This is a genomic window from Bradyrhizobium sp. USDA 327, assembly GCF_041262065.1.
Taxonomy (GTDB): domain Bacteria; phylum Pseudomonadota; class Alphaproteobacteria; order Rhizobiales; family Xanthobacteraceae; genus Bradyrhizobium; species Bradyrhizobium liaoningense.
In genome coordinates, this window is sequence record NZ_JBGCCW010000001.1 from 2,265,134 (window position 1) to 2,289,968 (window position 24,835).

General features: G+C 64.2%; 22 protein-coding genes and 1 pseudogene. 16 read left to right on the top strand and 7 right to left on the bottom strand.

Annotated elements, in window-relative coordinates; all coding sequences use genetic code 11:
- The first annotated feature begins 9 nt into the window (after positions 1–9).
- Genes ABIA42_RS10215 through ABIA42_RS10230 form a run of 4 tightly spaced genes read left to right on the top strand, consistent with a single transcriptional unit; the run spans position 10 to position 3,220 of the window.
- Positions 10–723, top strand: a complete 714-nt coding sequence (locus tag ABIA42_RS10215; RefSeq protein ID WP_080138122.1) for a PIG-L deacetylase family protein — start codon at positions 10–12, stop codon at positions 721–723.
- Complete coding sequence (locus ABIA42_RS10220; protein ID WP_370113846.1) at positions 720–1,403, top strand: 4-carboxy-4-hydroxy-2-oxoadipate aldolase/oxaloacetate decarboxylase; 684 nt, start codon at positions 720–722, stop codon at positions 1,401–1,403. Before ABIA42_RS10215 ends, ABIA42_RS10220 begins: the two co-directional genes overlap by 4 nt.
- Positions 1,404–1,427: 24 nt before the next feature.
- Positions 1,428–2,297 (top strand): hypothetical protein, encoded by an 870-nt coding sequence (locus ABIA42_RS10225; protein WP_370113844.1) that lies wholly within the window; start codon positions 1,428–1,430, stop codon positions 2,295–2,297.
- Positions 2,297–3,220: a DUF1932 domain-containing protein gene (locus ABIA42_RS10230; RefSeq protein ID WP_370113842.1), complete on the top strand. Its 924-nt coding sequence runs from the start codon at positions 2,297–2,299 to the stop codon at positions 3,218–3,220. Before ABIA42_RS10225 ends, ABIA42_RS10230 begins: the two co-directional genes overlap by 1 nt.
- On the opposite strand, the gene ABIA42_RS10235 is transcribed toward ABIA42_RS10230, so the two are convergent.
- Both ABIA42_RS10235 and ABIA42_RS10240 read right to left on the bottom strand, forming a co-directional pair.
- Complete coding sequence (locus ABIA42_RS10235) at positions 3,221–3,475, bottom strand: hypothetical protein (RefSeq protein ID WP_348522394.1); 255 nt, start codon at positions 3,473–3,475, stop codon at positions 3,221–3,223.
- 285 nt (positions 3,476–3,760) lie between these two features.
- A complete protein-coding gene (locus ABIA42_RS10240; RefSeq protein ID WP_370113840.1) occupies positions 3,761–5,017 on the bottom strand; it encodes an amidohydrolase family protein in 1,257 nt (418 codons plus the stop codon).
- A 148-nt stretch (positions 5,018–5,165) separates the two neighbouring features.
- Between ABIA42_RS10240 and ABIA42_RS10245 the strand changes: the two genes are divergently transcribed.
- Positions 5,166–5,582 carry a nuclear transport factor 2 family protein gene (locus tag ABIA42_RS10245; RefSeq protein ID WP_370113838.1) on the top strand — a complete coding sequence of 139 codons (417 nt, stop codon included), beginning with the start codon at positions 5,166–5,168 and terminating at the stop codon, positions 5,580–5,582.
- On the opposite strand, the gene ABIA42_RS10250 is transcribed toward ABIA42_RS10245, so the two are convergent.
- The gene (locus ABIA42_RS10250) at positions 5,579–6,337 is read right to left on the bottom strand and encodes a GntR family transcriptional regulator (protein ID WP_271529096.1); all 759 of its coding nucleotides are present in this window, start codon (positions 6,335–6,337) and stop codon (positions 5,579–5,581) included. The two genes, ABIA42_RS10245 and ABIA42_RS10250, sit on opposite strands and share 4 nt — an antisense overlap.
- Positions 6,338–6,527: 190 nt before the next feature.
- On the opposite strand from ABIA42_RS10250, the gene ABIA42_RS10255 reads away from it, so the two are divergent.
- The 5 genes from ABIA42_RS10255 (at position 6,528) to ABIA42_RS10275 (ending at position 11,723) form a co-directional block, all read left to right on the top strand.
- The gene (locus tag ABIA42_RS10255) at positions 6,528–7,385 is read left to right on the top strand and encodes an ABC transporter ATP-binding protein (protein ID WP_271529095.1); all 858 of its coding nucleotides are present in this window, start codon (positions 6,528–6,530) and stop codon (positions 7,383–7,385) included.
- A complete protein-coding gene (locus ABIA42_RS10260) occupies positions 7,385–8,161 on the top strand; it encodes an ABC transporter permease (protein WP_271529094.1) in 777 nt (258 codons plus the stop codon). The genes ABIA42_RS10255 and ABIA42_RS10260 overlap by 1 nt, the downstream gene beginning before the upstream one ends.
- A gap of 40 nt (positions 8,162–8,201) precedes the next feature.
- A complete protein-coding gene (locus ABIA42_RS10265; protein WP_271529093.1) occupies positions 8,202–9,227 on the top strand; it encodes an ABC transporter substrate-binding protein in 1,026 nt (341 codons plus the stop codon).
- Positions 9,228–9,243: 16 nt separating this feature from the next.
- Positions 9,244–10,677: an amidohydrolase family protein gene (locus ABIA42_RS10270; RefSeq protein WP_370113835.1), complete on the top strand. Its 1,434-nt coding sequence runs from the start codon at positions 9,244–9,246 to the stop codon at positions 10,675–10,677.
- A 137-nt stretch (positions 10,678–10,814) separates the two neighbouring features.
- Positions 10,815–11,723, top strand: a complete 909-nt coding sequence (locus ABIA42_RS10275; protein ID WP_271529091.1) for an amino acid ABC transporter substrate-binding protein — start codon at positions 10,815–10,817, stop codon at positions 11,721–11,723.
- 223 nt (positions 11,724–11,946) lie between these two features.
- Here the strand turns inward: ABIA42_RS10275 and ABIA42_RS10280 are convergent, their stop codons facing one another.
- Together ABIA42_RS10280 and ABIA42_RS10285 are read right to left on the bottom strand one after the other, a co-directional pair.
- Positions 11,947–13,158: an acyl-CoA dehydrogenase family protein gene (locus ABIA42_RS10280; protein ID WP_370113834.1), complete on the bottom strand. Its 1,212-nt coding sequence runs from the start codon at positions 13,156–13,158 to the stop codon at positions 11,947–11,949.
- Positions 13,159–13,212: 54 nt separating this feature from the next.
- Positions 13,213–14,838 carry a long-chain fatty acid--CoA ligase gene (locus ABIA42_RS10285; RefSeq protein WP_370113833.1) on the bottom strand — a complete coding sequence of 542 codons (1,626 nt, stop codon included), beginning with the start codon at positions 14,836–14,838 and terminating at the stop codon, positions 13,213–13,215.
- Between the two features lie 179 nt (positions 14,839–15,017).
- On the opposite strand from ABIA42_RS10285, the gene ABIA42_RS10290 reads away from it, so the two are divergent.
- From ABIA42_RS10290 to ABIA42_RS10315, 6 genes are all read left to right on the top strand, one after another.
- The gene (locus ABIA42_RS10290; RefSeq protein WP_370113831.1) at positions 15,018–16,871 is read left to right on the top strand and encodes a flavin-containing monooxygenase; all 1,854 of its coding nucleotides are present in this window, start codon (positions 15,018–15,020) and stop codon (positions 16,869–16,871) included.
- A 36-nt stretch (positions 16,872–16,907) separates the two neighbouring features.
- Entirely contained in the window at positions 16,908–17,726 is an 819-nt protein-coding gene (locus ABIA42_RS10295) for a lytic transglycosylase domain-containing protein (RefSeq protein ID WP_370113830.1), read from the top strand.
- 201 nt (positions 17,727–17,927) lie between these two features.
- Positions 17,928–18,149 (top strand): hypothetical protein, encoded by a 222-nt coding sequence (locus tag ABIA42_RS10300; protein WP_007592399.1) that lies wholly within the window; start codon positions 17,928–17,930, stop codon positions 18,147–18,149.
- A 12-nt stretch (positions 18,150–18,161) separates the two neighbouring features.
- Entirely contained in the window at positions 18,162–18,584 is a 423-nt protein-coding gene (locus tag ABIA42_RS10305) for a hypothetical protein (protein WP_370113828.1), read from the top strand.
- A gap of 387 nt (positions 18,585–18,971) precedes the next feature.
- Entirely contained in the window at positions 18,972–19,418 is a 447-nt protein-coding gene (locus ABIA42_RS10310) for a MaoC family dehydratase (RefSeq protein WP_239623091.1), read from the top strand.
- A gap of 92 nt (positions 19,419–19,510) precedes the next feature.
- Entirely contained in the window at positions 19,511–20,008 is a 498-nt protein-coding gene (locus ABIA42_RS10315) for a hypothetical protein (RefSeq protein WP_271529085.1), read from the top strand.
- Between the two features lie 51 nt (positions 20,009–20,059).
- On the opposite strand, the gene ABIA42_RS10320 is transcribed toward ABIA42_RS10315, so the two are convergent.
- A complete protein-coding gene (locus tag ABIA42_RS10320) occupies positions 20,060–23,248 on the bottom strand; it encodes an efflux RND transporter permease subunit (protein WP_271529084.1) in 3,189 nt (1,062 codons plus the stop codon).
- A gap of 159 nt (positions 23,249–23,407) precedes the next feature.
- Positions 23,408–24,653: pseudogene (locus ABIA42_RS10325) on the bottom strand (efflux RND transporter periplasmic adaptor subunit).
- Positions 24,654–24,835 lie beyond the last annotated feature (182 nt).

Genomic DNA, 24,835 nt, shown 5'->3' on the forward strand with positions numbered 1-24,835 from the left:
GTTCGTTCCATGAAGACAGGTCTCGTCGTCACCGCGCATCCCGGCGACTTCGTCTGGCGCGCCGGCGGCGCCATCGCGCTGCATGCGAAGAAGGGCTATCGCATGAAGATCGTCTGCCTGTCGTTCGGCGAGCGCGGCGAGAGCCAGTTCGCCTGGAAGGAGAAAGGCGCGACGCTTGAATCGGTCAAGGCCGGCCGCAAGGACGAGGCGGAGCGGGCCGCAAAGCTGTTGGGTGCCGAGATCGAGTTCTTCGACTGCGGTGATTATCCGCTCAAGCTCACCGAGGCGCATTTCGACCGCATGGTCGACATCTACCGCGAGCTCAATCCGAGCTTCGTGCTGACGCACGCGCTGGAAGATCCCTATAATTTCGACCATCCGAATGCGGCGCATTTCGCGCAGGAGACGCGCGTGGTCGCGCAGGCGATGGGCCACAAGCCCGGGGCGCAGTACAAATATTCCGCGCCGCCGGTGTTCCTTTTCGAGCCGCATCAGCCGGAGCAGTGCAACTACAAGCCGGACCTCCTCCTCAAGATCGACGAGGTCTGGAAGGAGAAGTACGAGGCGTTCCAGATCCTCGCCGCGCAGAAGCATCTATGGGGCTATTACGAGCGCGTCGCGCTCAACCGCGGCATCCAGGGCAGCCGCAACACCGGGGTGCCCATGACCTATGGCGAGGCCTATCAGCGCTTGTTTCCGACCGTCGCCGAGGAATTGGCATGAAGCCGGTCGTCGTTTGCAACATCAAGCGCGCCGATCCCGCCGGGATGGCAGAATACGGTGTCTCAACCGTGCACGAGGCCTATGGCCGCATCGGGCTGATGAAGCCTTACTTGCGTCCGGTCTGGGCGGGTGCGTCGATCGCCGGACCGGCGGTGACGGTGCTGGCGCAGCCCGGCGACAACTGGATGATCCATGTCGCGGTCGAGCAATGCAGGAAGGGCGACGTCCTCGTCGTCGGCTGCACCACCGACAACACCGACGGCATGTTCGGCGAGCTGCTTGCGACGTCGCTGCAGGCGCGGGGCGTCCAGGGATTGATCATCGACGCCGGCTGTCGCGACGTCAAAGCGCTGCACGAGATGCGCTTTCCAGTGTGGTCGCGCGCGGTCTCCGCCAAGGGCACGGTGAAGGCCACGCTCGGCTCGGTCAACGTTCCCGTGGTCTGCGCCGGCGTCAATGTCGATCCCGGCGACATCGTCGTGGCCGATGACGACGGCGTGGTGGTGGTGCCGAAGCGCTACGCGGCCGAGGTGGCCGAGAGGGCGAGGAAGCGCAACGCGGAGGAGGGCGGCAAGCGCAAGCGGCTTGCCTCCGGCGAGCTCGGTCTCGACATGTACGGCATGCGCGAGGCGCTGACGAAGGCCGGACTGGTGTATGTCGACAATCCCGAGGACGTCTGAAGCGACGGAAAGCGGAGCGGGCGGATGGATCGTCTCAAGCTGAAAGCCGTTCTCGGCAGCCACCCTCATGTCCAGGCGGTGAAGAGCGGCGAGCTCCGCTCTGATCTGTTCGATTTGGACTTCATCACGTATACGCCGACCAACACGGCATTCAAACCGATGGTGCGCGAGCAGGCCTTCGACGTCTGCGAGATGGCGATCGTCACCTACCTGATGGCGAAAGCGCACGGCAAGCCGCTGGTATTGCTGCCGGCGACGATGCTCGGGCGCTTCCAGCATGCCTACGCGCTCTACAATCCTGAAAGGGGGACGCTCGGGCCGACCGATCTCGAAGGCAAGCGTGTCGGTATCCGCTCCTTCACGACCACGACGGGCGCCTGGATCAGGGGTATCCTCGCCAACGACTACGGCGTCAATCTCGACAAGATCCGCTGGGTGACCTTCGAGGATCCGCACGTGGCCGAATATGTCGACACCACCGAGCGCGCGCCGAAGGACAAGAACATTCTCCAGATGCTGATCGACGGCGAGCTCGATGCCGTGCTCGGCGAGACTTCTGACAATCCCAAGCTGAAGCCGCTATTCCCTGATCCCGCCGCCGAGGCCGCCAAATGGTACGCCCGTCGCGGCGTCGTGCCGGTCAACCATCTCGTGGTCGTGACCGAGCAGCTTGCCAAATCGCGGCCCGACGTGGTCGCGGGCGTCTATGATCTGCTCAAGCGGAGCAAGGAGCGGGCAGGGCCCGCGGCGACGCCCGACCTCATCCCGTTCGGGATCGAAGCGAACAGAAAGCCGCTCGAGCTGATCATCGACTACGCATTCCAGCAGGCGCTGATTCCGCAGCGCTATGCGGTCGAGGAACTCTTCGATGAGACGACACGAGGATTGAACTGATGGCAAGTGATCCCAGGCGCTGGCAGATCGGACTGGTCGGCTATGGCGAGGTCGGGCGGATTCTGGCCGAGGACTTGCGCCAGCAAGATATCAAGGTGTCAGCCTACGATATGAAGCTCGGAAACGAGCAGGGCGCGTTGCTGAAGGAGCATGCGGCAGAATTCGGTGTGGCGCTCGCGGATTCGCACGCCGAGCTGACCGCGAAATCCGATTTCATTGTTTCCGCCGTCACCGCAAGCCAGGCCGTTCCGGTCGCAAAGGCCTGTGCCGCGGCGATCAATCAGGGCACCTGGTTCCTCGATTTCAACTCGGCTTCTCCGGGTGCCAAGCAGCGCGCCGCCGCCCTGATCGACGGCGCTGCCGGGCGCTATGTCGAGGGCGCGGTGATGACCTCGGTGCCGCCCTATCGCATCAAGGTGCCGCTGCTGCTCGGCGGGCCCGGTGCGAGGGAGCTGGAGCCGCTGTTGAACGCGATCGGCTTTGCCGCGAAGGTTGCGAGCGACAAGCTCGGCGTTTCCTCTGCGGTGAAGATGTGCCGCAGCATCATGATCAAGGGCCTGGAAGCGATGGTGATCGAAAGCTTCACCACCGCGCGCGCCTATGGTGTCGAGGACGCGGTGCTGGCCTCGCTCGCAGAAACGTTTCCCGGCATCGACTGGGAGAAACAGGGCGCCTATTGCTTCCAGCGCGTGATCGAGCACGGCCGTCGCCGCGCCGAGGAAGTGCGTGAGGTCGCCGAAACCGTGCGCGAGGCGGGTTTGACGCCATGGTCAGCGCAAGGCACTGCCGAACGTCAGGCCTGGGTGGCTGATCTCGCCGATGAAGGGTTGTTTGGCGCCAGAGGCACGAAAGAGTTCGCCAGCGGCGCGGATTGGCGGACCGAGGCCGACCGAATCCTCGCGAAGATCAACCGCACCAAGTAATCAGCTCAGGACCGCGCGGCTTTCCTGAAAGCTCACGACCTGATCGCGGGCGCGTTCGATCAGGTCGATCAGATGTCTGGATTTGCGGACCAGCTGTTCCGTGGCCGGCTGCGTGCGGAACTCCGCCAGCACGGCGCGAACGCATTTGCTGGCCGCGTCGAGCGTCCAGAGCGTGCGGTTCATGTCGTCCTGCGTCTGGATCGCCGAGATATCGAGACCCGAAAGAACGTGGCCGATGCCGTCGAGCCGCTTCACCGCCGTATCGGTGGGCGTTTCATCATCGATGCTGCCGAATGAGCTGAACATACCGATACTTCTCCACTGAACGCAGATGGTCAGGGCGGATCGTAGTTATGGTCGGCGTCGCCGGCCTCGCAACGCGTTCGGCTACGGTCCGGGATTCTACCGGTCTCGGGCGGGCTCGATCCGGCGGTAAAATAAAACTCCGTGGCCAGGCAGGGGTCCCGACGTCGTGATGACCGACTCGGAACGCCCGCGTGCAGGCATCGCGCGATGTTCGGGATATGAGCGGAACCGCTCTCAGCTCCTGGGAGTGAACAGGGTGGGCCGTTGCCGTGCAAATGTCTGTCGGCCGCCTTTGAATCCCATCAGGACATCGGGCAGCTCGGCGACAGCGAAGCGGCTGTCTTGCGTATCGAGCACGATGAGGTCGGCGGGATTGCCGACCTTGATGCCGTAATCGTCAAGGTTCATCAGCCGGGCCGGCAGCTCGGTCACCAGATCGAGGCAGGTGTCGAAATCGCTCACCGAGGCGTGCGCGACGTTGGCGTAGAAATTTGCCATCCGCAGCAGCGAGGCGTCGCCGAACGGGGTGAAAGGATTGAGCACGTTGTTGGTCGCGACCGAGCACACGATGCCCTCGCCCGCAAGCTTGTGGGCGAGTGTCAGTCCGCGCGGCGCGTTGTGGGTGGCCTCGCGCCCCATCAGATAGAGATCGGTCGCGGGTAGCACGGTGACGGCAACGCCGGCTTTTGCCAACTGCGCGGTGGCGGCTTTGAGCGGCTCCGGCGGCAAAGCCGCCAGCTTCGTAGCGTGGCCGATCGCCACGCGTCCCCCGTAGTTGCGCCGCTCGGTCTGGCGGCAGACCTCGTCGAGATGCCACCAGGAGGGGTCGAGGTCGAAATCGAGATGGAGATCGACGTCGACGTCGAATTCCTCGGCGAGATCGAAGATGCGCGCGAGATGCGCATTCGGGTCGGTGTCCATGTAGGGACAGCCGCCGATGGCCTCGCCGCCGTTGCGCAGCGCCTGGATCAGCAGTTCCTCGGCTCCGGGATCGTTGGTCAGCCCTTCCTGCGGGAACACACAGAGTTCGAGATCGATCGCCCAGGCGTAGTCGCGCTTGAGCGCCTTCACCGCCTCGAAACCGCGCAAGCCGATGCGCGGGTCAATCTCGACATGCGTGCGCATGCGCGTGGTGCCGTGCACGATGGCGCGTTCGAGCACTCTTGCGCCGCGCGCGTAGACGTCCGCGACGGTGAAATCCTTCTTCATCCCGGCGACGGCGCGGATCGCATCCGAGACGCTGCCGTGATTGTGCCCGCAGCGGCCGAGCAGGCAGGCCTTGTCGAGATGGATGTGGGTATCGACAAAGCCGGGCAGGGCGAGGTGGCCGCCGACCTCGACCTCGACGGCCTCGCAGCCAAGCCCTTCGCAGGTCAGCTTCGGCTCGATCGCGGCGATGCGGCCGCCGTTCACGCCGATATCGACGGGTGCGGCGGATGAGCGCAACAGCGCGTTGCGGAAGATCAGGTCGAAGGCGGGCTCGGCGGTCATGGCGTCAAATTCAGCTTTGGCAAGCTAGCCGAAGCTGGAGGAGCAGGCAGCTCCAGATTGTGTGCACTTATGCCGCTCGAATGTTCAAAAAATATGCATGCACTTTGGCCCATGGATCGTAAGATATCTCCCGCTTGGAGAACCCGCCATGTCCGCCCCCGCACAAGCCGAACGTCCGATGACCGACGCCGAGATCGTCGAAGCCTATCTTACGGCGTCGATGATTCCCGATCCCGATGCCGCGGCGGCCTATATGAAGCCGGGCACGGTGATCACGTTTACCGGCGGGCGCGAGTTCGATCATCCGCGCGGGCCGACCGGCTTCAACGCCAGGCGCTATCGCTGGGTGAAGAAGAAGATGGACCGCTTCGATGTCTGCCCCGGTACGGACGAGACCGTCGTCTACAGCGTCGGCACGCTCTACGGCGAGTGGATGGATGGCACGCCATTCGAGGGCAATCGCTACGTCGATCGCTTCGTCGTCCGGGGTGGTCAGATCGTGAAGATGGACGTGTGGAACGACAGCGCCGAGCGCATCCTCGTTCAGCGCGGCATCGAGGCTTAGCCCCTCCGCGCGATTTTCGGCAGCTTGACGACGCGATCGCTGGTCACCTCGTCGGCATAGGGGGCGAGGATATCGAGCAGATCCCGGCCGCGCTGGGGGGTAGGGGCCACCAGCGCGCGATTGGCCACGGAATCCAGGTGATGATGCATCAGCTCCATCACCTTGGCCTCGTCGCCCTTGGCGAGCGCGGCGATGATGGCGCGGTGCTCGTTGATAGCACATTCGCTGGAATGCGGCCGGCTGTAGAGCGACAGCGTCAGGCAGCAGCGATAGGCGACCTCGCTGACATAGCGCACCAGGATCGGACTGTTCGTCATGTGCGCGAGCAGGATGTGGAATTCGGTGGCGAGCCGGATCGAGACCGCATCCGTGCCGCCGCGCGCGCGATCCTCGGCGTCGACATGGGCGTTCAACTCGGCGATCTGCGCCTTGGTCAGCTTGCCCGCGAGCTGGCGCACGACGAGCCGTTCGAGCTCGATGCGGATGTCGAAGGCATCGCGCGCCTCCTGCCAGCTCGGCGTTGCCACCACCGCGATCCGGTTGCGGCGCAGCTCGACGAGGCCTTCCGCTGCGAGCTGGCCCAGCGCATGGCGGGCAATGGTGCGGCTGACGCCGAAACGCTCGCCGAGTGCATCCTCCGGCAGCTTTGCGCCGGGCTCCAGCGCCTGCTCGATGATCGCGCGCCTGAGCGCGCGGCAGATCACGCTGACCTTGTCCGACGATTCAGAAGTCTTGCTGCTGTGGCGCGCCGCCATCGGCGAATCCTTGGGGTGGGTCGAAGCCTCTCTTTAGCACAGTCCTGCAGCGATCCGGCGCTCCAATTGCATGCAGTTTGATGCCGAGATTGCTTAAATGGAATCCGGCCGGGCACCGCGGACATTTGGCAAATCATTGAATTTGCGGGGACCGCAGACTGGCACCCAGCTTGCATGCACTTTTGCTGTGATGCGCATGCAACCCAACGCCCAGTTCGACGGCCAGCCCGTTCCCGAAGGCGCCACGGCCATCGAGCTGTCCGAGGCTTCCGTGACCTTTGGGCGCGGCGACCGCGCCGTGCCCGCCCTGTCCAAGACCACGCTGAAGATCGCCGACGGCGAGTTTGTCGCACTGGTGGGCCCATCAGGATGCGGCAAATCGACCATTCTGCGTCTCGTCAGCGGCCTCGTGCAGCCGACCAGCGGCGTCGTCATCGTGGGCGGCCGCGAAGTCGCGGCGCGCGCGATGCGGGTCGGCATGGCCTTCCAGAATCCGACCATGCTGCCGTGGATGACGATCGAGCGGAACATCATGCTGCCGCTGAAGATCGTCGAGCCGTTCCGCTCGAATTTCCGGAAGCTGCGCAGGACGGAATTCCGCGACAAGGCCAACGCGCTGCTGGAGCAGGTCGGCCTCAAGGGCTTTGGCAGCCGTTACCCCTGGCAGCTCTCCGGCGGCATGCTCCAGCGCGCCAATCTCTGCCGCGCCCTGATCCACGAGCCGCGCATGCTGCTGCTGGATGAGCCGTTCGGCGCGCTCGACCAGTTCACCCGCGAAGAGCTGTGGGCGATCCTGCAGAACCTCTGGATGACGCACAAGCCGACTGTGCTGCTGGTCACCCACGATCTGCGCGAGGCCGGCTTTCTCGCCAGTCGCATCTGCGTGATGAGCGCGCGTCCCGGCCGCATCCTCGACGACAGCCGCGTCGAATTTGCCCGGCCGCGCACGGTCGCCATGACCTTCGAGCCGGAATTCGTCGCGCTGAACCAGAAGCTGCGGACCTTCATCGAGGATGCGCGCAGCGCGGCTGAGCAGGGGACAGGCTGATGTTCGGGATCGATGTCAGGCAGAAGGCGTGGTCGGCGGGGCTGATCGTGTTGTTCTTCGTCGCCTGGGAGCTGTTCTGCCTGATGACCGGCATGTCGGATCTCGTGCTGCCGCGGCCTTCGCAGGTGTTCTTGACGTTGTACCAGCGCTTTCCGGTGCTTTGGCCGCACATCGTGCAGACGCTGGCGACCACGATGTTCGGCTTCGTCCTCGGTGTCGCGCTCGGCGTCGCCCTCGGCGCCATCATCGGCGTGTCGAAGACGGCCTATGACACCTGCTATCCGCTCTTGATCGGCTTCTCCTCGATCCCCAAGGTCGCGGTGGTGCCGATCTTCGTGCTGTGGTTCGGCTCCGGCACGGTGCCGGCGGTGCTGACCGCGCTGTCGATCTGCTTCTTCCCGATCGTCGTGAATATCGCCACGGGCCTTGCGACCACCGAGCCCGAACTCGAGGACGTCTTGAAGGCGCTCGGCGCCAGCAAGCTCGACATCCTCTGGAACGTCGGCCTGCCCAGGACCATGCCCTTCTTCTTTGCCTCGCTGAAGGTCGCGATCTCCTACGCTTTCGTCGGCGCGGTGCTGTCGGAGACCGTCGCCTCCAACCGCGGCATCGGCAACGTCATGATGACCGCGTCCTCCAATTTCAACGTGCCGCTGGTCTTCGCCGGCCTGTTCGTGCTCGCCGGGCTCGGCGTCGCACTCTACGTCGTGTTCTCGCTGATCGAGGGGCGGGTCACCGGCTGGGCCACGCGCAAGAACGACGTGATCGCAACCTGAAATTCCTGAACCGTCATGCAATGAAGCTGAGGAGGTCTCGATGTTGAGGAAGTTAAGTGCGGCGCTGGTGGGATTGGCGCTGTCCGCAGGAGCCGCCACGGCGGAAGAAACCACGATCAAGTTCACGCTGGGCTGGAAGACCCAGGGCAGCGACGCCGCGTTCTTCTATGCCAAGGACAACGGCTTCTTCAAGGAGGAAGGCCTCAACGTCATCATCGACCAGGGCGAGGGCTCCGGCGCCACCGTCACGCGTGTGATGTCCGGCGCCTATGACGCCGGCTTCGGCGACGTCAATGCCATCATCCAGAACGCCTCGACCAAGCCGCAGGAGGCGCCCGTCATGGTCTACATGATGTGGAACCAGCCGCCGTTCGCGATCGTCGCCAAGAAGACCAGCGGCATCAACACCATCAAGGATTTCGAAGGCCACACGCTGGGCGGCGCGCAGGGCACGCCGACGACGCGCCTCCTGCCGGTGTTCACCCGCAAGAACGGTCTCGACGGCGAGAAGATCAAGATCTCCAACATGGCGCCGAACCTGCAGGAGCCGATGCTGATCAAGGGCGACATCGATGCTGCGCTCGTCTTCAACATCACCAGCTATTTCAACCTGGTGCTCAATCGTCAGGATCCGGACAAGGATTTCAAATGGTTCTCGTTCGGTGAGTACGGCCTCGATCTCTATTCGAATGGTGTGATGGTCTCCCGCAAGCTGATCGCCTCGAACCCGAAGGCCGTCGCGGGCCTGGTTCGCGCCATCAACAAGGGTGCGATCGCGGTTGCCAAGGACCAGAATGCCGGCATGAAGGCGGCGATGAACTATGACAACCTCATCAACGCCGATGTCGAGAAGCGCCGGCTGCAATATTCCTTCGAGAAGCTGATCGTCTCGCCGGAGATGAAGGAGATCGGCATCGGCGACATCAAGGATGACCGCATGGCACGCGCCATCGGCATCGTGGTCGAGGGCTATCAGCTCGCCCGTGCGCCGACGCCGGCGGAGGTGTTCTCGCGCGAATTCCTGCCGCCCCGCGCGGAGCGGGAGCTGATGTATACGGCCAACTGATCCTGGAGCGACGGCCATGGCCACGGAGATTTCGGCAAGCTGCCTGTTTCGTGGCCTTGAACTCGGTGTCAGCGACAACGTCGTGCTGCGGCACGATGGCGGCGTCATCACCGAAATCGCGGAAGGAGCGGGTCCGGGACCTCGCTCCTTCGTCATCCCGGCCTTCGTCAACGCCCATGACCACGCCCGTGCCACCGCATCGTCCTTCGGCGCGGTCGGCATGCCCCTGGAAAGCTGGATCCTGCGCACCGCGCTGGGCACGCCTGTTGATCCCTATCTGACCGCGGCCTCCGCATTGGCGCGTTCCGCCAGGGCCGGCTGCGCGGCGATGATGGTCCACTACACGCGTCCGAGCGGGACGATGCCCCTGGTCGACGAGGCGAAAGCCATCGCGAAGGCTGCGTCCGACGTCGGCATCCGCATCGCGTTTGCGATGGCCGTGCGTGACCAGAATCCGATCGTCTACGGTGATGCCGAGCCGGCGCTCTCGGGTCTCTCCGGCCATGATCGCAAGACCGTCGAGGAGCTGTTCGTCCGTGCGCCGATGTCGCCAAAGGCGTACATTGAACTTACGGACGCCATTGCCGCGGCCATCGCCGGTCCGATGGTGGACGTGCAGCTCGGGCCTGCCGGCGTCCAATGGTGCTCGAAGCCGCTGCTGGAAGCGGTGGCGGAGAATTCGGCGCGGACCGGTCGCCGGATCCACATGCATCTGCTGGAGACCGTGTACCAGCGCGCCTGGGCCGATCAGAATTTTCCGGACATGGTGCGCTGGCTACGCGACATTGGCTTCCTCTCAGAGCGGCTGACGCTGGCGCACTGTATCCACGCCCGCGCGGATGAGCTGGAGGTGATCGCGGCCTCCGGTACGCGCATCGTCACCAATTTCAGCTCGAACATGCATCTGCGCTCGGGGCTCGCTCCGATTGCCGCCGCGCACAAATGCGGCTGCGCCATCGCTGTCGGCGTCGACGGGCTGGCGCTGGACGAGGACGACGACATCCTGCGAGAAATGAGGCTAGTGCAGATGGCCCATGGCGGCCTCGGCTTCAAGCAGACGTGGACGCCGGCCGAGATGTTTTCGCTGGCCATCCGCAATGGGCGTCGCGCCACCGGCGCGCCCGGGAGCGGCGAGCTCGATACCGGAAGCCCGGCCGACTACGTCGTGATCGATCTCGACCGGCTCGACCGCGACCGGATCATGCCGGTCGACCCCATGGCGCTGCTGTTCGCGCGCGGCAATGCGTCCCTGGTGAAGGAGGTCGTCGTCGCCGGCAAGACGATCGTGAGGGACGGAGTCTGTTCCGGCGTTGACCTGCCGGCCATCGAGCGGGAGTTGCGGGCGCTGTATCGGACCGGCGTGGGCAAGCTCGTGAACTTCCAGCGGATCTGGCCACCGCTGTCGGACCGCTTGAGCGGCTGGTTCGAACAGCAGCTGACATGTCAGTGAAGCGCCTCCCGTTCGGGCCATATCGAAAAGCGCGATAGCTGGTAGTCGCTGTCCCGTCTGGTGGACGCTGCATGTGTCGGTTATGACCTCCGCGATCTCGTCTCGACCCCGGTCGACGACCCATCCAGGAGCAGCCGATGCGTCTACCCACCCTTATCCTGGCCCTGACATGTCTTGCGGGCGCAGCGTCAGCCGAAGACCTCACGGGCACGCTCCAGAAGGTCAAGGAGAGCAAGAAGATCACGCTGGGCTACCAGGAGGCCTCGGTCCCGTTCAGTTATCTGGACGGCAACCAGAAGCCGGTCGGCTTTGCCATGGACATCTGTTTCAAGATCGTCGAGGCCGTGAAGAAGCAGCTCGGCATGCCCGACATCGCCGTCGACACTCTCGCCGTGACCTCGTCGAACCGGATCCCCTTGATGGTCAACGGCACGCTCGATCTGCATTGCTCGGCGACCACCAACAATGCCGACCGCCAGAAGCAGGTCGCCTTCACCAACACGCATTTCCTGAGCGCGACGCGGTTCGCGGCCAAGAAGGCCGCTAAGATCAACACCATCGACGATCTTAAGGGCAAGGCGGTCACGGCGGTGGCGGGATCGGTCAACCTGGCGCAGCTTGCCAAGGTCAACACCGAGCGCAATCTCGGTATCAATCTGATGCCGGCCAAGGACCAGGCCGAGGCCTTCCTGTTGCTGGAGACCGACCGCGCCCAGGCCTACGCGCTCGACGACGTGCAGCTCGCCGTCGCCATCGCGCGGTCGAAGGAGCCGCAAGCTTACATGATCAGCGAGGAGGCGTTCTCGAAGCCGGAGCCGTATGGCATCATGCTGCGGCGGGAGGACGCGCCATTCAAGGCGCTTGCCGACCGCGCAACAGCGGAGCTCTATGCAAGCCCGGAGATCGAGGTGCTCTACAAGAAGTGGCTGCAATCGCCGACCCCGCCGAACGGCCTCAATTACAACGTCCCGATGTCTCCGGCCTTGCGCAACGCCTTCAAGAAGCCGAGCTCGAGTGCCGACCCTGATGTGTATGTGGTGAATTGAGGCTGAGACGCTGCGCATTATTGCGCCCTCTCCCCTTGTGGGAGAGGGCAACTGCGCTCGTAGACAAAAGCTAACTCGGGTGAGGGGTATGTCTCCGCGCGCGAAACTCTAAATTCGTGCGTGCGGATGGATACCCCTCATCCGGCGCTTCGCGCCACCTTCTCCCACAAGGGGAGAAGGAAGAAAGTCGCCGCCACCGGTTAGCGAAACAGACAATGCCCAGCTACGCGTTCGAATATTTCTTCAGCTCGAACCGTGCGATCTGGTTCCGGTGAACCTCGTCCGGCCCGTCGGCAAGCCGCAGCAAGCGCGCTGTGGCGTAGGCCTGGGTCAGTCCGAAATCGTTCGAGGTCCCGCCGCCGCCATGGGCCTGAATGGCCCAGTCGATGATCTGGCAGGCCATGTTGGGCACGGCGACCTTGATCATGGCGATTTCGGCTTTCGCGACCTTGTTGCCGACCGTGTCCATCGCGTAGGCGGCATTGAGCGTCAGCAGCCGGGCCTGCTCGATCATGATGCGGGCTTCCGCGATGCGCTCCTGCGTCACCGTCTGCTCCGAGACCGGCTTGCCGAAGGCGACCCGGCTGCGCACGCGGCGGCACATCTTCTCCAGCGTGCGTTCGGCCAGGCCGATCAGGCGCATGCAGTGATGGATGCGGCCGGGCCCGAGGCGGCCCTGTGCGATCTCGAAACCGCGGCCCTCGCCGAGCAGCATGTTTTCCCTGGGCACGCGCACATTGGTGAACACCACTTCGGAGGCGCGGTCGGGCACGCCGTAGAAGCCGAACACGGGCAGGGGACGTTTCACCTCGATGCCGGGCGTGTCCATCGGCACCAGGATCATGGATTGCTGCTTGTGGCGGTCAGGATTGTCGGGATCGGTCTTGCCCATGAAGATGCAGATCTTGCAGCGCGGGTCGGTCGCATTCGTCGTGTACCATTTGCGGCCGTTGATGACGTAATGGTCGTCGTCGCGCACGATCGAGCTCTCGATGTTGGTCGCATCCGACGAGGCGACCGCGGGCTCGGTCATGGCGAAGCAGGAGCGGATCTCGCCTGCAAGCAGCGGCTTCAGCCAACGCTCCTTGTCCTTCTCGGTGCCGTAGCGCTCCAGCACCTCCATGTTGCCGGTGTCGGGCGCCGAGCAGTTGAACACCTCGGGCGCGAGGTGCGAGCGCCCCATCACCTCGCAGAGCGGGGCATATTCGAGATTGGAAAGACCCGCGCCGTGGCCGGACTCCGGCAGGAACAGATTCCAGAGCCCCTCGGCGCGCGCCAGCGGCTTCAATTCCTCGACGACGGGATAGACCTTCCACGGCCCGAGCTCCTCGGCCTCGCGATAGAAGCGCTCCTCGTTCGGATAGATGTGCCGGTCCATGAAGCTTTCGAGCTTGCGCTTGAGCTCGACGACTTTGGGTGACATCGGGTAGAGCATCTTTCGTCTCCTGGATCGAGGGCGGCGCGGACTTCCGCGCGATGATGCGTCGCGTCACGCGACGTGGTATTCCCTGAACTTCTCGCGCAGAGCCGACTTCAGCACCTTGCCGGTGCCGGTCATCGGGAATTCGTCCAGGAATTCCACCGCGTCCGGCATCCACCAGCTCGCGATCTTTGGGCGCATGTGGTCGAGCAGCGTCTTGCCGTCGACGGTCGCGCCCTTCTTGCGGACGACGAGGAGCAGGGGGCGCTCCTGCCATTTCTCGTGCGAAATCGCGACGACGGCGGCCTGCAGCACGTCGGGGTGAGACAAGGCAATGTCCTCCAGCTGGATCGACGAGATCCATTCGCCGCCGGACTTGATCACATCCTTGGAGCGGTCGGTCAACGTGACGTGACCCTGCGGGTCGATCACCGCCATGTCGCCGGTGATCAGCCAGCCGTCGCGATCGAGGCCTTCCTCCAGCTTCATGTAGCCGGAAGCGACCCAGGGGCCACGGGCGCGCAGATGACCGACGGTCTTGCCGTCGCGCGGCAGCTCGTTGCCGGCATCGTCGACGATGCGCAAGGCGGTGCCGAAACAGGCCCGGCCCGAGACCTGGCGTCGGTCGAATTTCTCCGTCTCGCTGAGGTGCTCCGAGCCGGGCCGCAAGCCCGGCATCGAGCAGCCCAAAGCCTCGGTCATGCCCCAGGCCTGGATATAGTCGATGCCATATTCGCGCTTCAGCTTCTCGACCATCGCCCGCGGCGGCGCCGAGCCGGACGACAACGTTGCGCGCAGCGTGGAGAATTTGTTGCCGGTGCGGCCGAGCCAGTCGAGCAGGATCAGCCAGAAGCTGGGCACGCCCGCCGAGAGCGTGACCTTCTCGCCCTCGAGCAATTCATAGAGCTTGTCGGGCTCGTAGTTGCGGCCGGGCAGCACCAGCTTCGAGCCGGTATAGGGAGCCGTGAACGGCATGTTCCAGCCATTGCCGTGGAAGAGGGGCGCCATCGGCATCATCACCTCGCGCACGCCCTCGACATGGCCCGGCAGGAAGTCGAAATTGCAGCAGGTCATCGTCTGCAGGATCGCGGCGCGGTGCGAGTAGATCACGCCCTTGGGATTACCCGTCGTGCCCGACGTGTAGCAGATGGTCGAGGCGGACTTCTCGTCGAACTCCGGCCAGGCGAAGCCGGCCTCGTTCTCCTTCTCCAGAAGCTCTTCGTAACAATGGACGTTCGCGAGCTTCGTCTCGGGCATGCGCTCGCGCGAGGACATCACGACATAGGCCTCGATCGTCTTGAGCTGCGGCGCGATCGCCTCGACGAGCGGCAGCGTGGCACGGTCGATGAACAACAGACGGTCTTCGGCATGATTGATGATGTAGACGAGCTGTTCGGGAAACAGCCGCGGGTTGACGGTGTGCAGGACGTAGCCCATGCCCGGCGCCGCGTAGAACATCTCGAAATGGCGATGGGTATTCCAGGCCAGCGTGCCGACGCGGTCGCCGGGAGTCATGCCGAGCCTCTTGAGCGCCAGCGCCATGCGCTTGATGCGGGGATGGGCGTCCGCATAGGTGTAGCGATGGATGTCGCCCTCGATCTCGCGCGCGACGATCTCCGCTTCGCCGTGATAGTCGGCTGCGTATTGGATCAGGCCGCTGATCAGAAGCGGCATGTCCATCATCAATCCCTGCATGGTCTCCTCCAGATCGCCGCGTCGTTGCATGGCGCAGGCTTGTGATTTTGCGCGCGAGGTTAGCGGAACGCCGCGCGGCGTTCACGCAAAAAACAGCGAGCATGATTGCATGCGGCACTTTTTCAGAGCTAACGTGAAGTGAGCTGCCGGCGAAGCAGCGTTCGCGGTGGAGGAGATGAATGTCAGCGGAAAGACACAAGACCGGCACAACCGGCGCATCTACGGTCGATGTTTCCGCGCTCCGTGTCCGCTACCGCGACGAGCGTGACCGTCGTCTGCGCGCCGAGGGCAAGGCGCAGTATGTCGAGGTCACGGGCGAATTCGGCCGCTATCTCGACGACCCCTGGGCCGATCCCGGATTTGCGCGCGCCGCCGTCAGCGAAGCGACCGAAGTGCTCATCGTCGGTGGCGGCTTCGGCGGTCTGTTGTGTGGTGCGCGGTTGCGCGACGCCGGCATCGAGGATTTTCGTATCGTGGAAAAGGCCGCCGACTTCGGCGGCACCTGGTACTGGAATCGTTATCCCGGCGCCGCCTGCGATACCGAGAGCTACATCTATCTGCCGCTCCTGGAACAGACCGGCTACATGCCGGTGCGCAAATACGCGCGGGCGCCCGAGATCTACGAGCATTCGCGCCGCATCGGCCGTCATTTCGGGCTCTACGAGCGCGCGCTGTTTCAGACCGTCATCTCGCGGATGACATGGCAGGAGCAGGAGGCGCGCTGGCTGGTCGAGACCGATCGGGGCGATCGCATCCGCGCGCGCTTCGTCATTTTGGCCGGGGGGCCGCTGAGCCGCCCAAAGCTGCCGGGCATTCCCGGCATCGAGACGTTCAAAGGCCACAGCTTTCATACCAGCCGCTGGGACTACGGCTACACCGGTGGCAATGCGGACGGTGGCCTGACCGGTCTCGCCGACAAGCGCGTCGGCATCATCGGCACTGGCGCCACCGCGGTGCAATGTGTGCCGCATCTCGGCCGTTCGGCGAAGGAGCTCTATGTGTTCCAGCGCACGCCGTCTGCGATCGGCATTCGCGACGACCGTCCGACGGATCAGGCCTGGGCGCAGAGCCTCAAGCCAGGCTGGCAGCGCGAGCGCATGGACAATTTTACGGCCGTGATTTCAGGCGAGCCGTTCGAACAGGATCTGGTGCAGGACGGCTGGACCGGCCTGCTCGGCGAGATCCTGCTGGCGCCGCGTCGTCAGCCCCAGCCGGTAACCTCGATGGACGAGGCGCTGAAGGTGATCGAGCAGGCCGATTACCGCAAGATGCAGGAGATCCGCGCCCGCGTCGACGCGGTGGTCGAGGACGAGACGACCGCGGCTGCGCTCAAGCCCTGGTACAAGGCATTCTGCAAGCGGCCGTGCTTCCACGACGAATATCTCGATACCTTCAATCGCCCCAACGTGCATCTCGTCGACACCAAAGGGCAGGGCGTCGAGCGCATCACGGAGAATGCCGTCGTCGTCGACGGCAAGGCCTACGAGCTCGACTGCCTGATCTATGCCAGCGGCTTTGAGGTCGGCACCGATTACGCGCGCCGCATGGGCTTCGAGGTCTATGGCCGCGACGGCATGAGCCTGTCCGAGCGGTGGCGCGACGGCGTCAAGACGCTGCACGGCTTCTACAGCCGCGGTTTCCCGAACTGCTTCCTGATCGTCACGGTGCAGGCCGGACAGAGCGCCAATTTTCCGCACATTATCGACGAACAATCGCAGCACATCGCCCATGTCATCAAGGAGGCCCGTAAGCGCAAGGCGCGCTCCCTGGAGCCGACGCTTGCCGCCGAGAACGCCTGGGTCGACGAGGTCGTCAGGGCCGCACTCGGCCGGCAGACCTATCTCGCCGAATGCACGCCGGGCTACTACAACAACGAAGGCGTGTTCGATCCGATCGCGGCAAGAAACAGCCAATATTGGCGCGGGCCGATGGCATTCCTGCGGCTGCTCGACAAATGGCGCAAGGAGGGCGGTCTGGAAGGCCTCGAATTGTCCTATGATCCGGCCATGGAGTCGGCGCGTTCCACCGGTTAAGATGGCGCTGCCGAGCGGTACAGGACGGAGATTGGTATGATCAGGGGCAGGGCTGTTGCGGGAGCGGTTTTTGGCGCAATGACGCTGCTCGGTTGCCTGGCCTCCTCGGCCGAGGCTGCGCAATGCGGCAGCTCGCCGGCGGGTTTCGAGGCCTGGAAACGCGAATTCAGCGCGGAGGCGCAGGGCAAGGGCGTCGGCCCCACCGCACTCTCGGCCCTGATGCAGACGAACTATGCCAGCGCCACCATCGCGGCCGACCGCAGCCAGCGCAGCTTTTCGCTGACGCTCGACCAGTTCCTCGCCAAGCGCGGCGCCACCACCATCGTTGCCAAGGGACGGCAGCTCAAGCAGACGCAAGCCGCCTTGTTCGCCTCGATCCAGCAGCGCTATGGCGTCCCGCCCGGACCCTTGATCGCGATCTGGGGCATGGAGACCGGCTTTGGCAGCCAGCGCGGCAATCAGAACATGCTGTCGTCGATCGCGACGCTTGCCTATGACTGCCGCCGGCCCGAATTCTTCACCGACCAGCTCTATGCTGCCTTGAAGCTGATCGACCGCGGTACGCTGTCGGGATCAACCCGCGGCTCCATGCATGGTGAGGTCGGTCAGACCCAGTTCATGCCCAAGAGCATTCTGGCCTACGGCACCGGCAACCTCGAAGTTGCCGCCAATGCGCTGAGCTCGACCGCGAATTTCCTCAAGGCCCATGGCTGGCGCGCGGGAGCCGGGTACCAGCCCGGCGAGCCGAATTTTGCCGCGATCGAGGCATGGAATGCTGCAGGCGTCTATCAGAAGGCAATCGCGCTGATGGGCCGGCAGATCGACGAGGGCGGAGGCGCCGCGGCCTCGCGCTAAAGCATGATCCGGAGGAGTGTGCAGCGGTTTTCCGAAAAGATCATGCTTAAACAACAGCCTAGAACGCGATGACAATCTCGTCTCGTTTTGGGCTGCTCAGCAAGGAGTGATGCGCCGGCGCGAGAAAGTTGTTGCCAACTGGAACTGACGGCATGACGTTTGCTTTGATCGAGTTCAGGGCTGGGCATGAGGAGACTCAACATGGCTACCCAGATCGTGATGGACCAAACTGGCGACACGCGCCACGAGTTTGATCCTGGCAATGCCGAAGCGCTGGCGCGAGCCGAACGGCGCTTTCGGGAGCTGACCGGAGCCGGCTTCACCGCCGCTCTTCGGACCGGGCCCGGCGAAGTTACCCGGATCCGATCGTTCGATCCGACCGCGCAGGAAACGCTGTTCTATCCCCGCCTGGTCGGCGGTTGATCTGAGCTGCCCATGATCGCGGCAGTTTGGCTCCGCGCGCCGGCGCGTGCGCGTCTGCATGCGCTGCGCGAACTCTATCGCCGCTTCTTCGGCGAGAACACGCCGGATGCCCGCGGCCGCCGGCTTCTGGCCGAATGGCTGTCGCCGGCGCAGCGTGCGCAGTTCGAGCAGCACCGGTATTTCGACGTTGTCGGCTGCGACACCGGCAGAACCTATCGCATCCACTATGGCACGGCCGCCAATGTGCACGAGATCGACGGCGATGGGCGCGCGACGATGGGCTGGTGCTTCGTCCCGTCAGGCTTCCTGGTGCCGGGCGACGTGATGCTGGCGCAGAAGATCGCGCTCGAGACGGACGAGAAGGGAGCGCTGGCGCTCGCCAACCGGTTTCCGCCGGCCACGCATTCCGAGCATTTCTACCGGCGGCCCTTCTAGCGCCGGGAAGGCCGCGGCCGTCAGTAATGCGTGGAGCGGTAGGCGTCCAGCGCGTGCGCCGCGAAGACGCCGATGCTGCAAAGGGCGAGCAGGGCTGAGATCAGCTCGATCATAGTTCGTCCTCCCGTAGCGGCTGGGCGACGAGGTTTTGGCAGCAGGAATATTCGTAGATCAGGTCGAGGATGAATTGCATGGTGGCCGTCCCTGTACTTATTTTGACAACCACTTAACCCGCCATCTGTTTCACGCGTGTTTCGTCGCATCGGGAAAGGGGTTTCGCGCGGAACCCTGCGCTGGTTTACGCGCTGCGGGCCGCTATATCCGGCTATTACCCAAGCCCTTTGGGCCGCCTCTTCGGGGCGGCGCACCATATTGCGAGGCAAAATCATGGCGCAGGTCGAGTGGTTCGACGATCTCACCGTCGGAATGCGGTTCAAGTCCCCCGAAGTTGTGGTCACCGAGGCCGACATCAAGCGCTTTGCCGCAGAGTTCGATCCGCAGCCGATGCATCTCGATCACGAGGCCGCCAAGACGACCCTGTTCAAGGGGCTCGCTGCCTCAGGATGGCACACCGCCGCGATCGCCATGAACCTCGCAATCCAGACCCGCCCGTTCGGCCCGCATCCGCTGATTGGCGCTGGTGTCGACGGCCTGCGCTGGACGATGCCGGTGCGCCCCGACGACCGTCTGCATCTGGTCGGTGAGGTCATGAGCCTGACGCCGTCCAAATCGAAGCCGCAGGGTATAGCGCTGGTGAAATGGACCATGTTCAACCAGAACGGCGAGGAGGTTTACACCTTTACTCCGATCGCAATCGTGCCGCGCCGGGGTTAGGCACTGGCGTGTTCCGTGCGGGCGACTGAAATCCTTGCGGGCCGCCGGCAGAGGTGGTCATCTCAGCACGGGGAGCGACGCTGGAGGCCGATATGAGTCGATTCAGTCGCGGCGCTGCATTGCTTGCAGGCATCTTGAGCGCCGGCCCCTCCCTTGCGCAACAATCCAAAGTCGGCGACTGGACCATCGAGAGGCGCGCGCAGGACACGCATTGCAATGCGAGCCGCGGCTACAAGGACAAGGATGACGAGAACCGCGACTACGTCATCGTGATCACCTATTCCGAGCAGGCGATCGTGATCGTGATGATCTACGATGGTTGGGAATGGGATAGGGCCGGCGAGGTCCTCCGGGCCGACCTCGGCACCGATGACTCCGACATCATGAAGAAGGCCAAGTGGGAGGTCATGGACAAGACCACCGTGCGCGGCATCTTCGCCTACGATCAATCGATCATGGATCGGCTCGCCAAGGCCAAGCGCCTCGCGCTCGATTTCGAGGACGACGATGACGACAGCATCGAGATGCAGATCCCGCGTGCCGGCGAGGCGCTGGCGGCGCTGAAATTCTGCGAAGAGAACCGGAAATAATCGATCCGATCTTGTTGGTCCCGCCGGGGGCGCGCCGCGGCGGGACGCGGTTCACTCGGCAGGCCCCTGGACCGGCGCCGCGCTGATGTCGCTGCCGTGATGGATCAGCGGCTTCATGCCGGTGACGGTCCGCAGCAGCACGTAGAACACCGGCGTCAGGAACAGGCCGAACACCGTGACGCCGATCATGCCGGAGAACACGGCAACGCCCATGGCTCGCCGCATTTCCGAGCCGGCGCCGGTCGAGAGCACCAGCGGCAAGACGCCCATGATGAACGCCATCGACGTCATCAGAATCGGACGCAGCCGCAGCCGGCTCGCCTCGATCGCGGCCCGGATCGGCGTGCGGCCGGCGAACTCGAGCTCCCGCGCGAATTCGACGATCAGGATCGCGTTCTTGGCGGAGAGGCCGACCAGCACAATCAAGCCGATCTGGGTGAAGACGTTGTTGTCGCCCTTGGAGATCCAGACGCCGAACATCGCTGCCAGGAGGCCCATCGGCACGATCATGATGATCGAGAGCGGCAGGGTCAGGCTCTCATAGAGAGCGGCCAGCACCAGGAACACCAACAGGATCGCCAGCGGGAACACCCAGATGCCGGAATTGCCGGCGATGAACTCCTGGTAGGTCAGGTCGGTCCATTCGAAGGCAAAGCCCGGCGGCAGCACCTCCGCGGCAATCCGCGTCGCCGCCTCCTGCGCCTGGCCCGATGAGAAACCCGGCGCGGCTGCTGCGTTGATGTCCGAGGACAGGAAGCCGTTGTAGCGGATCGCGCGCTCCGGACCCGCGCTCTGGCGGATCGTGAGCAGCGCGGACAACGGCACCATGTCGCCCGAGGACGAGCGCACCTTCAACTGCCGGATGTCGTCGGCGCGCGCGCGGAACGGCGCGTCGGCTTGAACCCGGACGGAATAGGTGCGGCCGAACTTGTTGAAGTCGTTGACGTAATAGGAGCCCAGGTAGATCTGGAGCGTGTTGAAGACTTCCGTCACGGGTACGCCAAGCTGAAGCGCCTTGGTGCGGTCGATGTCGGCGAACAGCTGGGGCACGTTGACCTGAAAGCTCGAGAACACGCCGGCGATCTCCGGCGCCTTCTGCATCGCTGCCATGAATGCGTTCGTCGCTTCGTTCAAGGCGTCATAGCCGAGACCGGCGCGGTCCTCGATCTGCAGCTTGAAGCCGCCGATGGTACCGAGGCCGTTGACCGGCGGCGGCGGGAACATGGCAATGAAGGCTTCCTGGATGCCCGCGTACTTCTTGTTCAGTTCGGCCGCGATGGCGGGACCGCTGAGCGAGGGATCCTTGCGTTCGTCGAACGGCTTCAGCGTCGAGAACACGATGCCGGCGTTGGACGAGTTGGTGAAGCCGGAGATCGACAGGCCCGGGAATGCCACCGAGCTCTCGACACCAGGCTGGGTCAGCGCGATGTCGCTCATCTTGCGGATGACTTCCTCCGTCCGGTCGAGCGTCGCGCCATCGGGCAGGCGGGCGAAGCCGACGAGGTACTGCTTGTCCTGCCCCGGCACGAAGCCGCTCGGCACCTGCTGGAACAAGAGGGCCGTGATACCGACGAGGACCACGTAGAGGCCCATCACGGCGGCCTTTCCCGATATCACCTTGCCGACGCTGCCGCTGTAGTTCTCGGAGGAGCGCGTGAAGGCCTTGTTGAAGCCGCGGAAGAACCAGCCGAGGCTCTTTTCCATGACCAGCGTCAGCTTGTCCTTCGGCTCGTTGTGGCCCTTGAGCAGCAGCGCCGACAGCGCCGGCGACAGCGTCAGCGAGTTGACAGCCGAGATCACGGTCGAGATCGCGATCGTCAGCGCGAACTGCTTGTAGAACTGCCCGGTGAGGCCGGAGATGAAGGCGAGCGGGACGAACACCGCGATCAGCACCATGGCGATTGCGATGATCGGACCCGACACCTCGCGCATCGCCTGGTACGTTGCATCGCGCGGCGACAGGCCCGCCTCGATGTTGCGCTCGACATTCTCGACGACGACGATGGCATCGTCGACCACGATGCCGATCGCGAGCACCAGGCCGAACAGGCTCAGCGCGTTGATGGAGAAGCCGAACACGTGCATCACCGCGAACGTGCCGACGATCGACACCGGCACGGCCAGGAGCGGGATGATCGAGGCGCGCCAGGTCTGGAGGAACAGGATCACCACCAGCACGACAAGGGCGATGGCCTCCAGCAGCGTGTGGATGACGGCTTCGATCGAGGAGCGCACGAACTGGGTGGGGTCGTAGACGATCTGGTAGGACACGCCCTCGGGCATGTTCTTCTTGATCTCGGCCATGGTGGCGCGAACGTTGTCGGAGATCTGCAGCGCGTTGGAGCCGGGCGCCTGGAAGATCGGGATCGCCACCGCCTGCTTGTTGTCGAGCAGCGAGCGCAGGCCGTATTCGGAGGCGCCAAGCTCGACGCGCGCGACGTCGCGCAAGCGTACGACCTCGCCGCGCGTGCCGGTCTTGACCACGATGTCGCCGAATTGCTCCTCGTTCGCGAGCCGGCCTTCCGCATTGACCGACAATTGCAGGTCGATACCCCTGACGTTCGGGGAGGAGCCGACCACGCCGGCGGCGGCCTCGACGTTCTGCGCCTGAATTGCCCGTACGATGTCGCTCGCGGTCAGGCCGTGCTCGGCCGCCTTCTGTGGATCGACCCAGACCCGCATCGAATAGTCGCCGGCGCCATAAAGCTGGACGTCGCCGACGCCGTCGATCCGCGCCAGCCGGTCCTTGACGTTGAGCACCGCATAGTTGCGCAGATACGTCATATCGTAGCGGCCGTTCGGCGACAGCAAGTGCACGACCATGGTGAGGTCGGGCGACGACTTCTTGGTGATGATGCCGAGCTGGCGCACCACGGCCGGCAGGCGCGGCTCGGCCTGCTGCACGCGGTTCTGCACCAGCTGCGTCGCCTTGTCGGGGTCGGTGCCGAGCCGGAACGTCACCGTCAGCGTCATCGCGCCGTCGGTGGTCGCCTGGCTCGACATGTAGAGCATGTTCTCGACGCCGTTGATCTGCTCCTCGATCGGGGTTGCCACCGTCTCCGCGATCACCTTGGGATTGGCGCCGGGATAGGTCGCTCGCACCACGACTGAGGGCGGCACCACGTCCGGATATTCCGAGATCGGCATCGCGAACAGCGAGATCAGGCCCGCCAGGAAGATCAGCACCGACAGCACGCCGGCGAAAATCGGACGGTCGATGAAAAACTTCGAGAGATTCATTGGCTTTGCCCCTGCGCAATATCTTCCCTACCTCCGACCACTTCACCGTCATTCCGGGGCGCGCGCATCGCGCGCGAACCCGGAATCCAGAGGTGAGATGATCGGAGCTTCGTAATCTCGAGATTCCGGGTTCACGACTGCGTCGCGCCCCGGAATGACTTAGCGTTGCACCACGTCCTGGTTGCTGTGGTTGGAGGCGGCTTGCTGCGGACGCGCGCCCATTGCCGCGATCTCCGTCTTGAGCAGGGCACCGGGACGCACACGCTGTAGTCCGTTCACGACGATGCGGTCGCCGGACTTCAGACCCGAGGTGACGATACGAAGCCCATCGACGGTGCCGCCGAGCGTGACTGGCCGGTAGACGGCGCGGTTGTCGTCGCCGACCGCCATCACGAACTTCTTGTCCTGGTCGGTGCCGATCGCGCGCTCGTCGATCATCACCAGTGCCTGCTGCTTCGGCTGGCCCATGCGCACGCGGGCGAACTGGCCGGGGATGAGGCGCCCGTCCTCGTTGCGGAATACGGCGCGGACACGGATGGTGCCGCTCTGGCCGTTGACCTGGTTATCGATGAGCTGGATGTGGCCCTTTGCGGACAGGCCGCCCGACGTGGTCATCTCGACCGGGATCTGGTCGAGCTCGCCGCGCCTGCCGGAGGCATCCGCGATCGAGTTCAGCGCGCGCAGCACGACCTCTTCGTCCGCATCGAACGAGGCGTAGATCGGATTGATCGAGACCAGCGAAGTCAAGACCGGGGACGCGGTGCCGGCGGCGACGAGATTGCCGACGGTGATCTCGATCTTGCCGACGCGGCCGTCCACGGGAGCGCGCACCTCGGTGTAGTCGAGATTGAGCTTTGCGGTCTGGAGCGTCGCCTCGGCCGCCTTCACATTGGCAATGGCTTCGCGGTTGGCGTTGTCGCGCTGGTCGTAGTCGCGGCGCGTCACCACGGCGTTGCCGACGAGCTGCGCACCGCGCTCGAGCTCGCTCTGGGTGAAGACGACGCGCGCTTTTGCAGCTTCGAGCTGCGCTGCAGCCTTGTCGACCTCGGCCGCATAAGGGGCGGGGTCAATCTTGAACAGCACGTCGCCGGCCCTTCACCAGCGCCCCTTCGGTGAAGTTCGCCGACAGGATCGCACCCGCAACGCGCGGACGGAGCTCGACGCGGTGGATGGCCTCCAGCCGGCCCGAGAAGTCGTCCCACAGCACGGTCTGCCGTGGCTCGATCATCGCGACGGTGACGGAAACGGCTTGTTCGGCCGCGGCGGCCGGTGCCGTCGCTTGCGCCGCGTGAAAGTAGCGGCCGGTCGCCATCGAGCCGGCCACGGCGAGGGCGCCCACGATGGCGACGCCGCCCAGAAGGCGGCGGAAACGGCCGGTGCGAGAGGTGTTTTGGGAGGGGGGCATTTGCGCGCTCCAGATATGTAGTGTTCACTACAGATGTGGAGCTGGATACCGCAGTGCAAGATACTTATGTACCATTCACTAAGAAAATTGTAGCGGCATACCGCAAGAATTGGAAGACCCTAGGAAAGTAGAATTAGAACAAATAGTTAGCATTCGACGTTAAGCCTTCTGCAGAACGCGAA

Bases quoted from the DNA above. Each gene is read 5' to 3' on its own strand.
- ABIA42_RS10215 (WP_080138122.1), top strand. From the start codon at position 10: ATGAAGACAGGTCTCGTCGTCACCGCGCATCCCGGCGACTTCGTCTGG.
- ABIA42_RS10220 (WP_370113846.1), top strand. From the start codon at position 720: ATGAAGCCGGTCGTCGTTTGCAACATCAAGCGCGCCGATCCCGCCGGG.
- ABIA42_RS10225 (WP_370113844.1), top strand. From the start codon at position 1,428: ATGGATCGTCTCAAGCTGAAAGCCGTTCTCGGCAGCCACCCTCATGTC.
- ABIA42_RS10230 (WP_370113842.1), top strand. From the start codon at position 2,297: ATGGCAAGTGATCCCAGGCGCTGGCAGATCGGACTGGTCGGCTATGGC.
- ABIA42_RS10240 (WP_370113840.1), bottom strand. From the start codon at position 5,017: ATGACCGCCGAGCCCGCCTTCGACCTGATCTTCCGCAACGCGCTGTTG.
- ABIA42_RS10245 (WP_370113838.1), top strand. From the start codon at position 5,166: ATGTCCGCCCCCGCACAAGCCGAACGTCCGATGACCGACGCCGAGATC.
- ABIA42_RS10250 (WP_271529096.1), bottom strand. From the start codon at position 6,337: ATGGCGGCGCGCCACAGCAGCAAGACTTCTGAATCGTCGGACAAGGTC.
- ABIA42_RS10255 (WP_271529095.1), top strand. From the start codon at position 6,528: ATGCGCATGCAACCCAACGCCCAGTTCGACGGCCAGCCCGTTCCCGAA.
- ABIA42_RS10260 (WP_271529094.1), top strand. From the start codon at position 7,385: ATGTTCGGGATCGATGTCAGGCAGAAGGCGTGGTCGGCGGGGCTGATC.
- ABIA42_RS10265 (WP_271529093.1), top strand. From the start codon at position 8,202: ATGTTGAGGAAGTTAAGTGCGGCGCTGGTGGGATTGGCGCTGTCCGCA.
- ABIA42_RS10270 (WP_370113835.1), top strand. From the start codon at position 9,244: ATGGCCACGGAGATTTCGGCAAGCTGCCTGTTTCGTGGCCTTGAACTC.
- ABIA42_RS10275 (WP_271529091.1), top strand. From the start codon at position 10,815: ATGCGTCTACCCACCCTTATCCTGGCCCTGACATGTCTTGCGGGCGCA.
- ABIA42_RS10280 (WP_370113834.1), bottom strand. From the start codon at position 13,158: ATGCTCTACCCGATGTCACCCAAAGTCGTCGAGCTCAAGCGCAAGCTC.
- ABIA42_RS10285 (WP_370113833.1), bottom strand. From the start codon at position 14,838: ATGCAGGGATTGATGATGGACATGCCGCTTCTGATCAGCGGCCTGATC.
- ABIA42_RS10290 (WP_370113831.1), top strand. From the start codon at position 15,018: ATGTCAGCGGAAAGACACAAGACCGGCACAACCGGCGCATCTACGGTC.
- ABIA42_RS10295 (WP_370113830.1), top strand. From the start codon at position 16,908: ATGATCAGGGGCAGGGCTGTTGCGGGAGCGGTTTTTGGCGCAATGACG.
- ABIA42_RS10300 (WP_007592399.1), top strand. From the start codon at position 17,928: ATGGCTACCCAGATCGTGATGGACCAAACTGGCGACACGCGCCACGAG.
- ABIA42_RS10305 (WP_370113828.1), top strand. From the start codon at position 18,162: ATGATCGCGGCAGTTTGGCTCCGCGCGCCGGCGCGTGCGCGTCTGCAT.
- ABIA42_RS10310 (WP_239623091.1), top strand. From the start codon at position 18,972: ATGGCGCAGGTCGAGTGGTTCGACGATCTCACCGTCGGAATGCGGTTC.
- ABIA42_RS10315 (WP_271529085.1), top strand. From the start codon at position 19,511: ATGAGTCGATTCAGTCGCGGCGCTGCATTGCTTGCAGGCATCTTGAGC.
- ABIA42_RS10320 (WP_271529084.1), bottom strand. From the start codon at position 23,248: ATGAATCTCTCGAAGTTTTTCATCGACCGTCCGATTTTCGCCGGCGTG.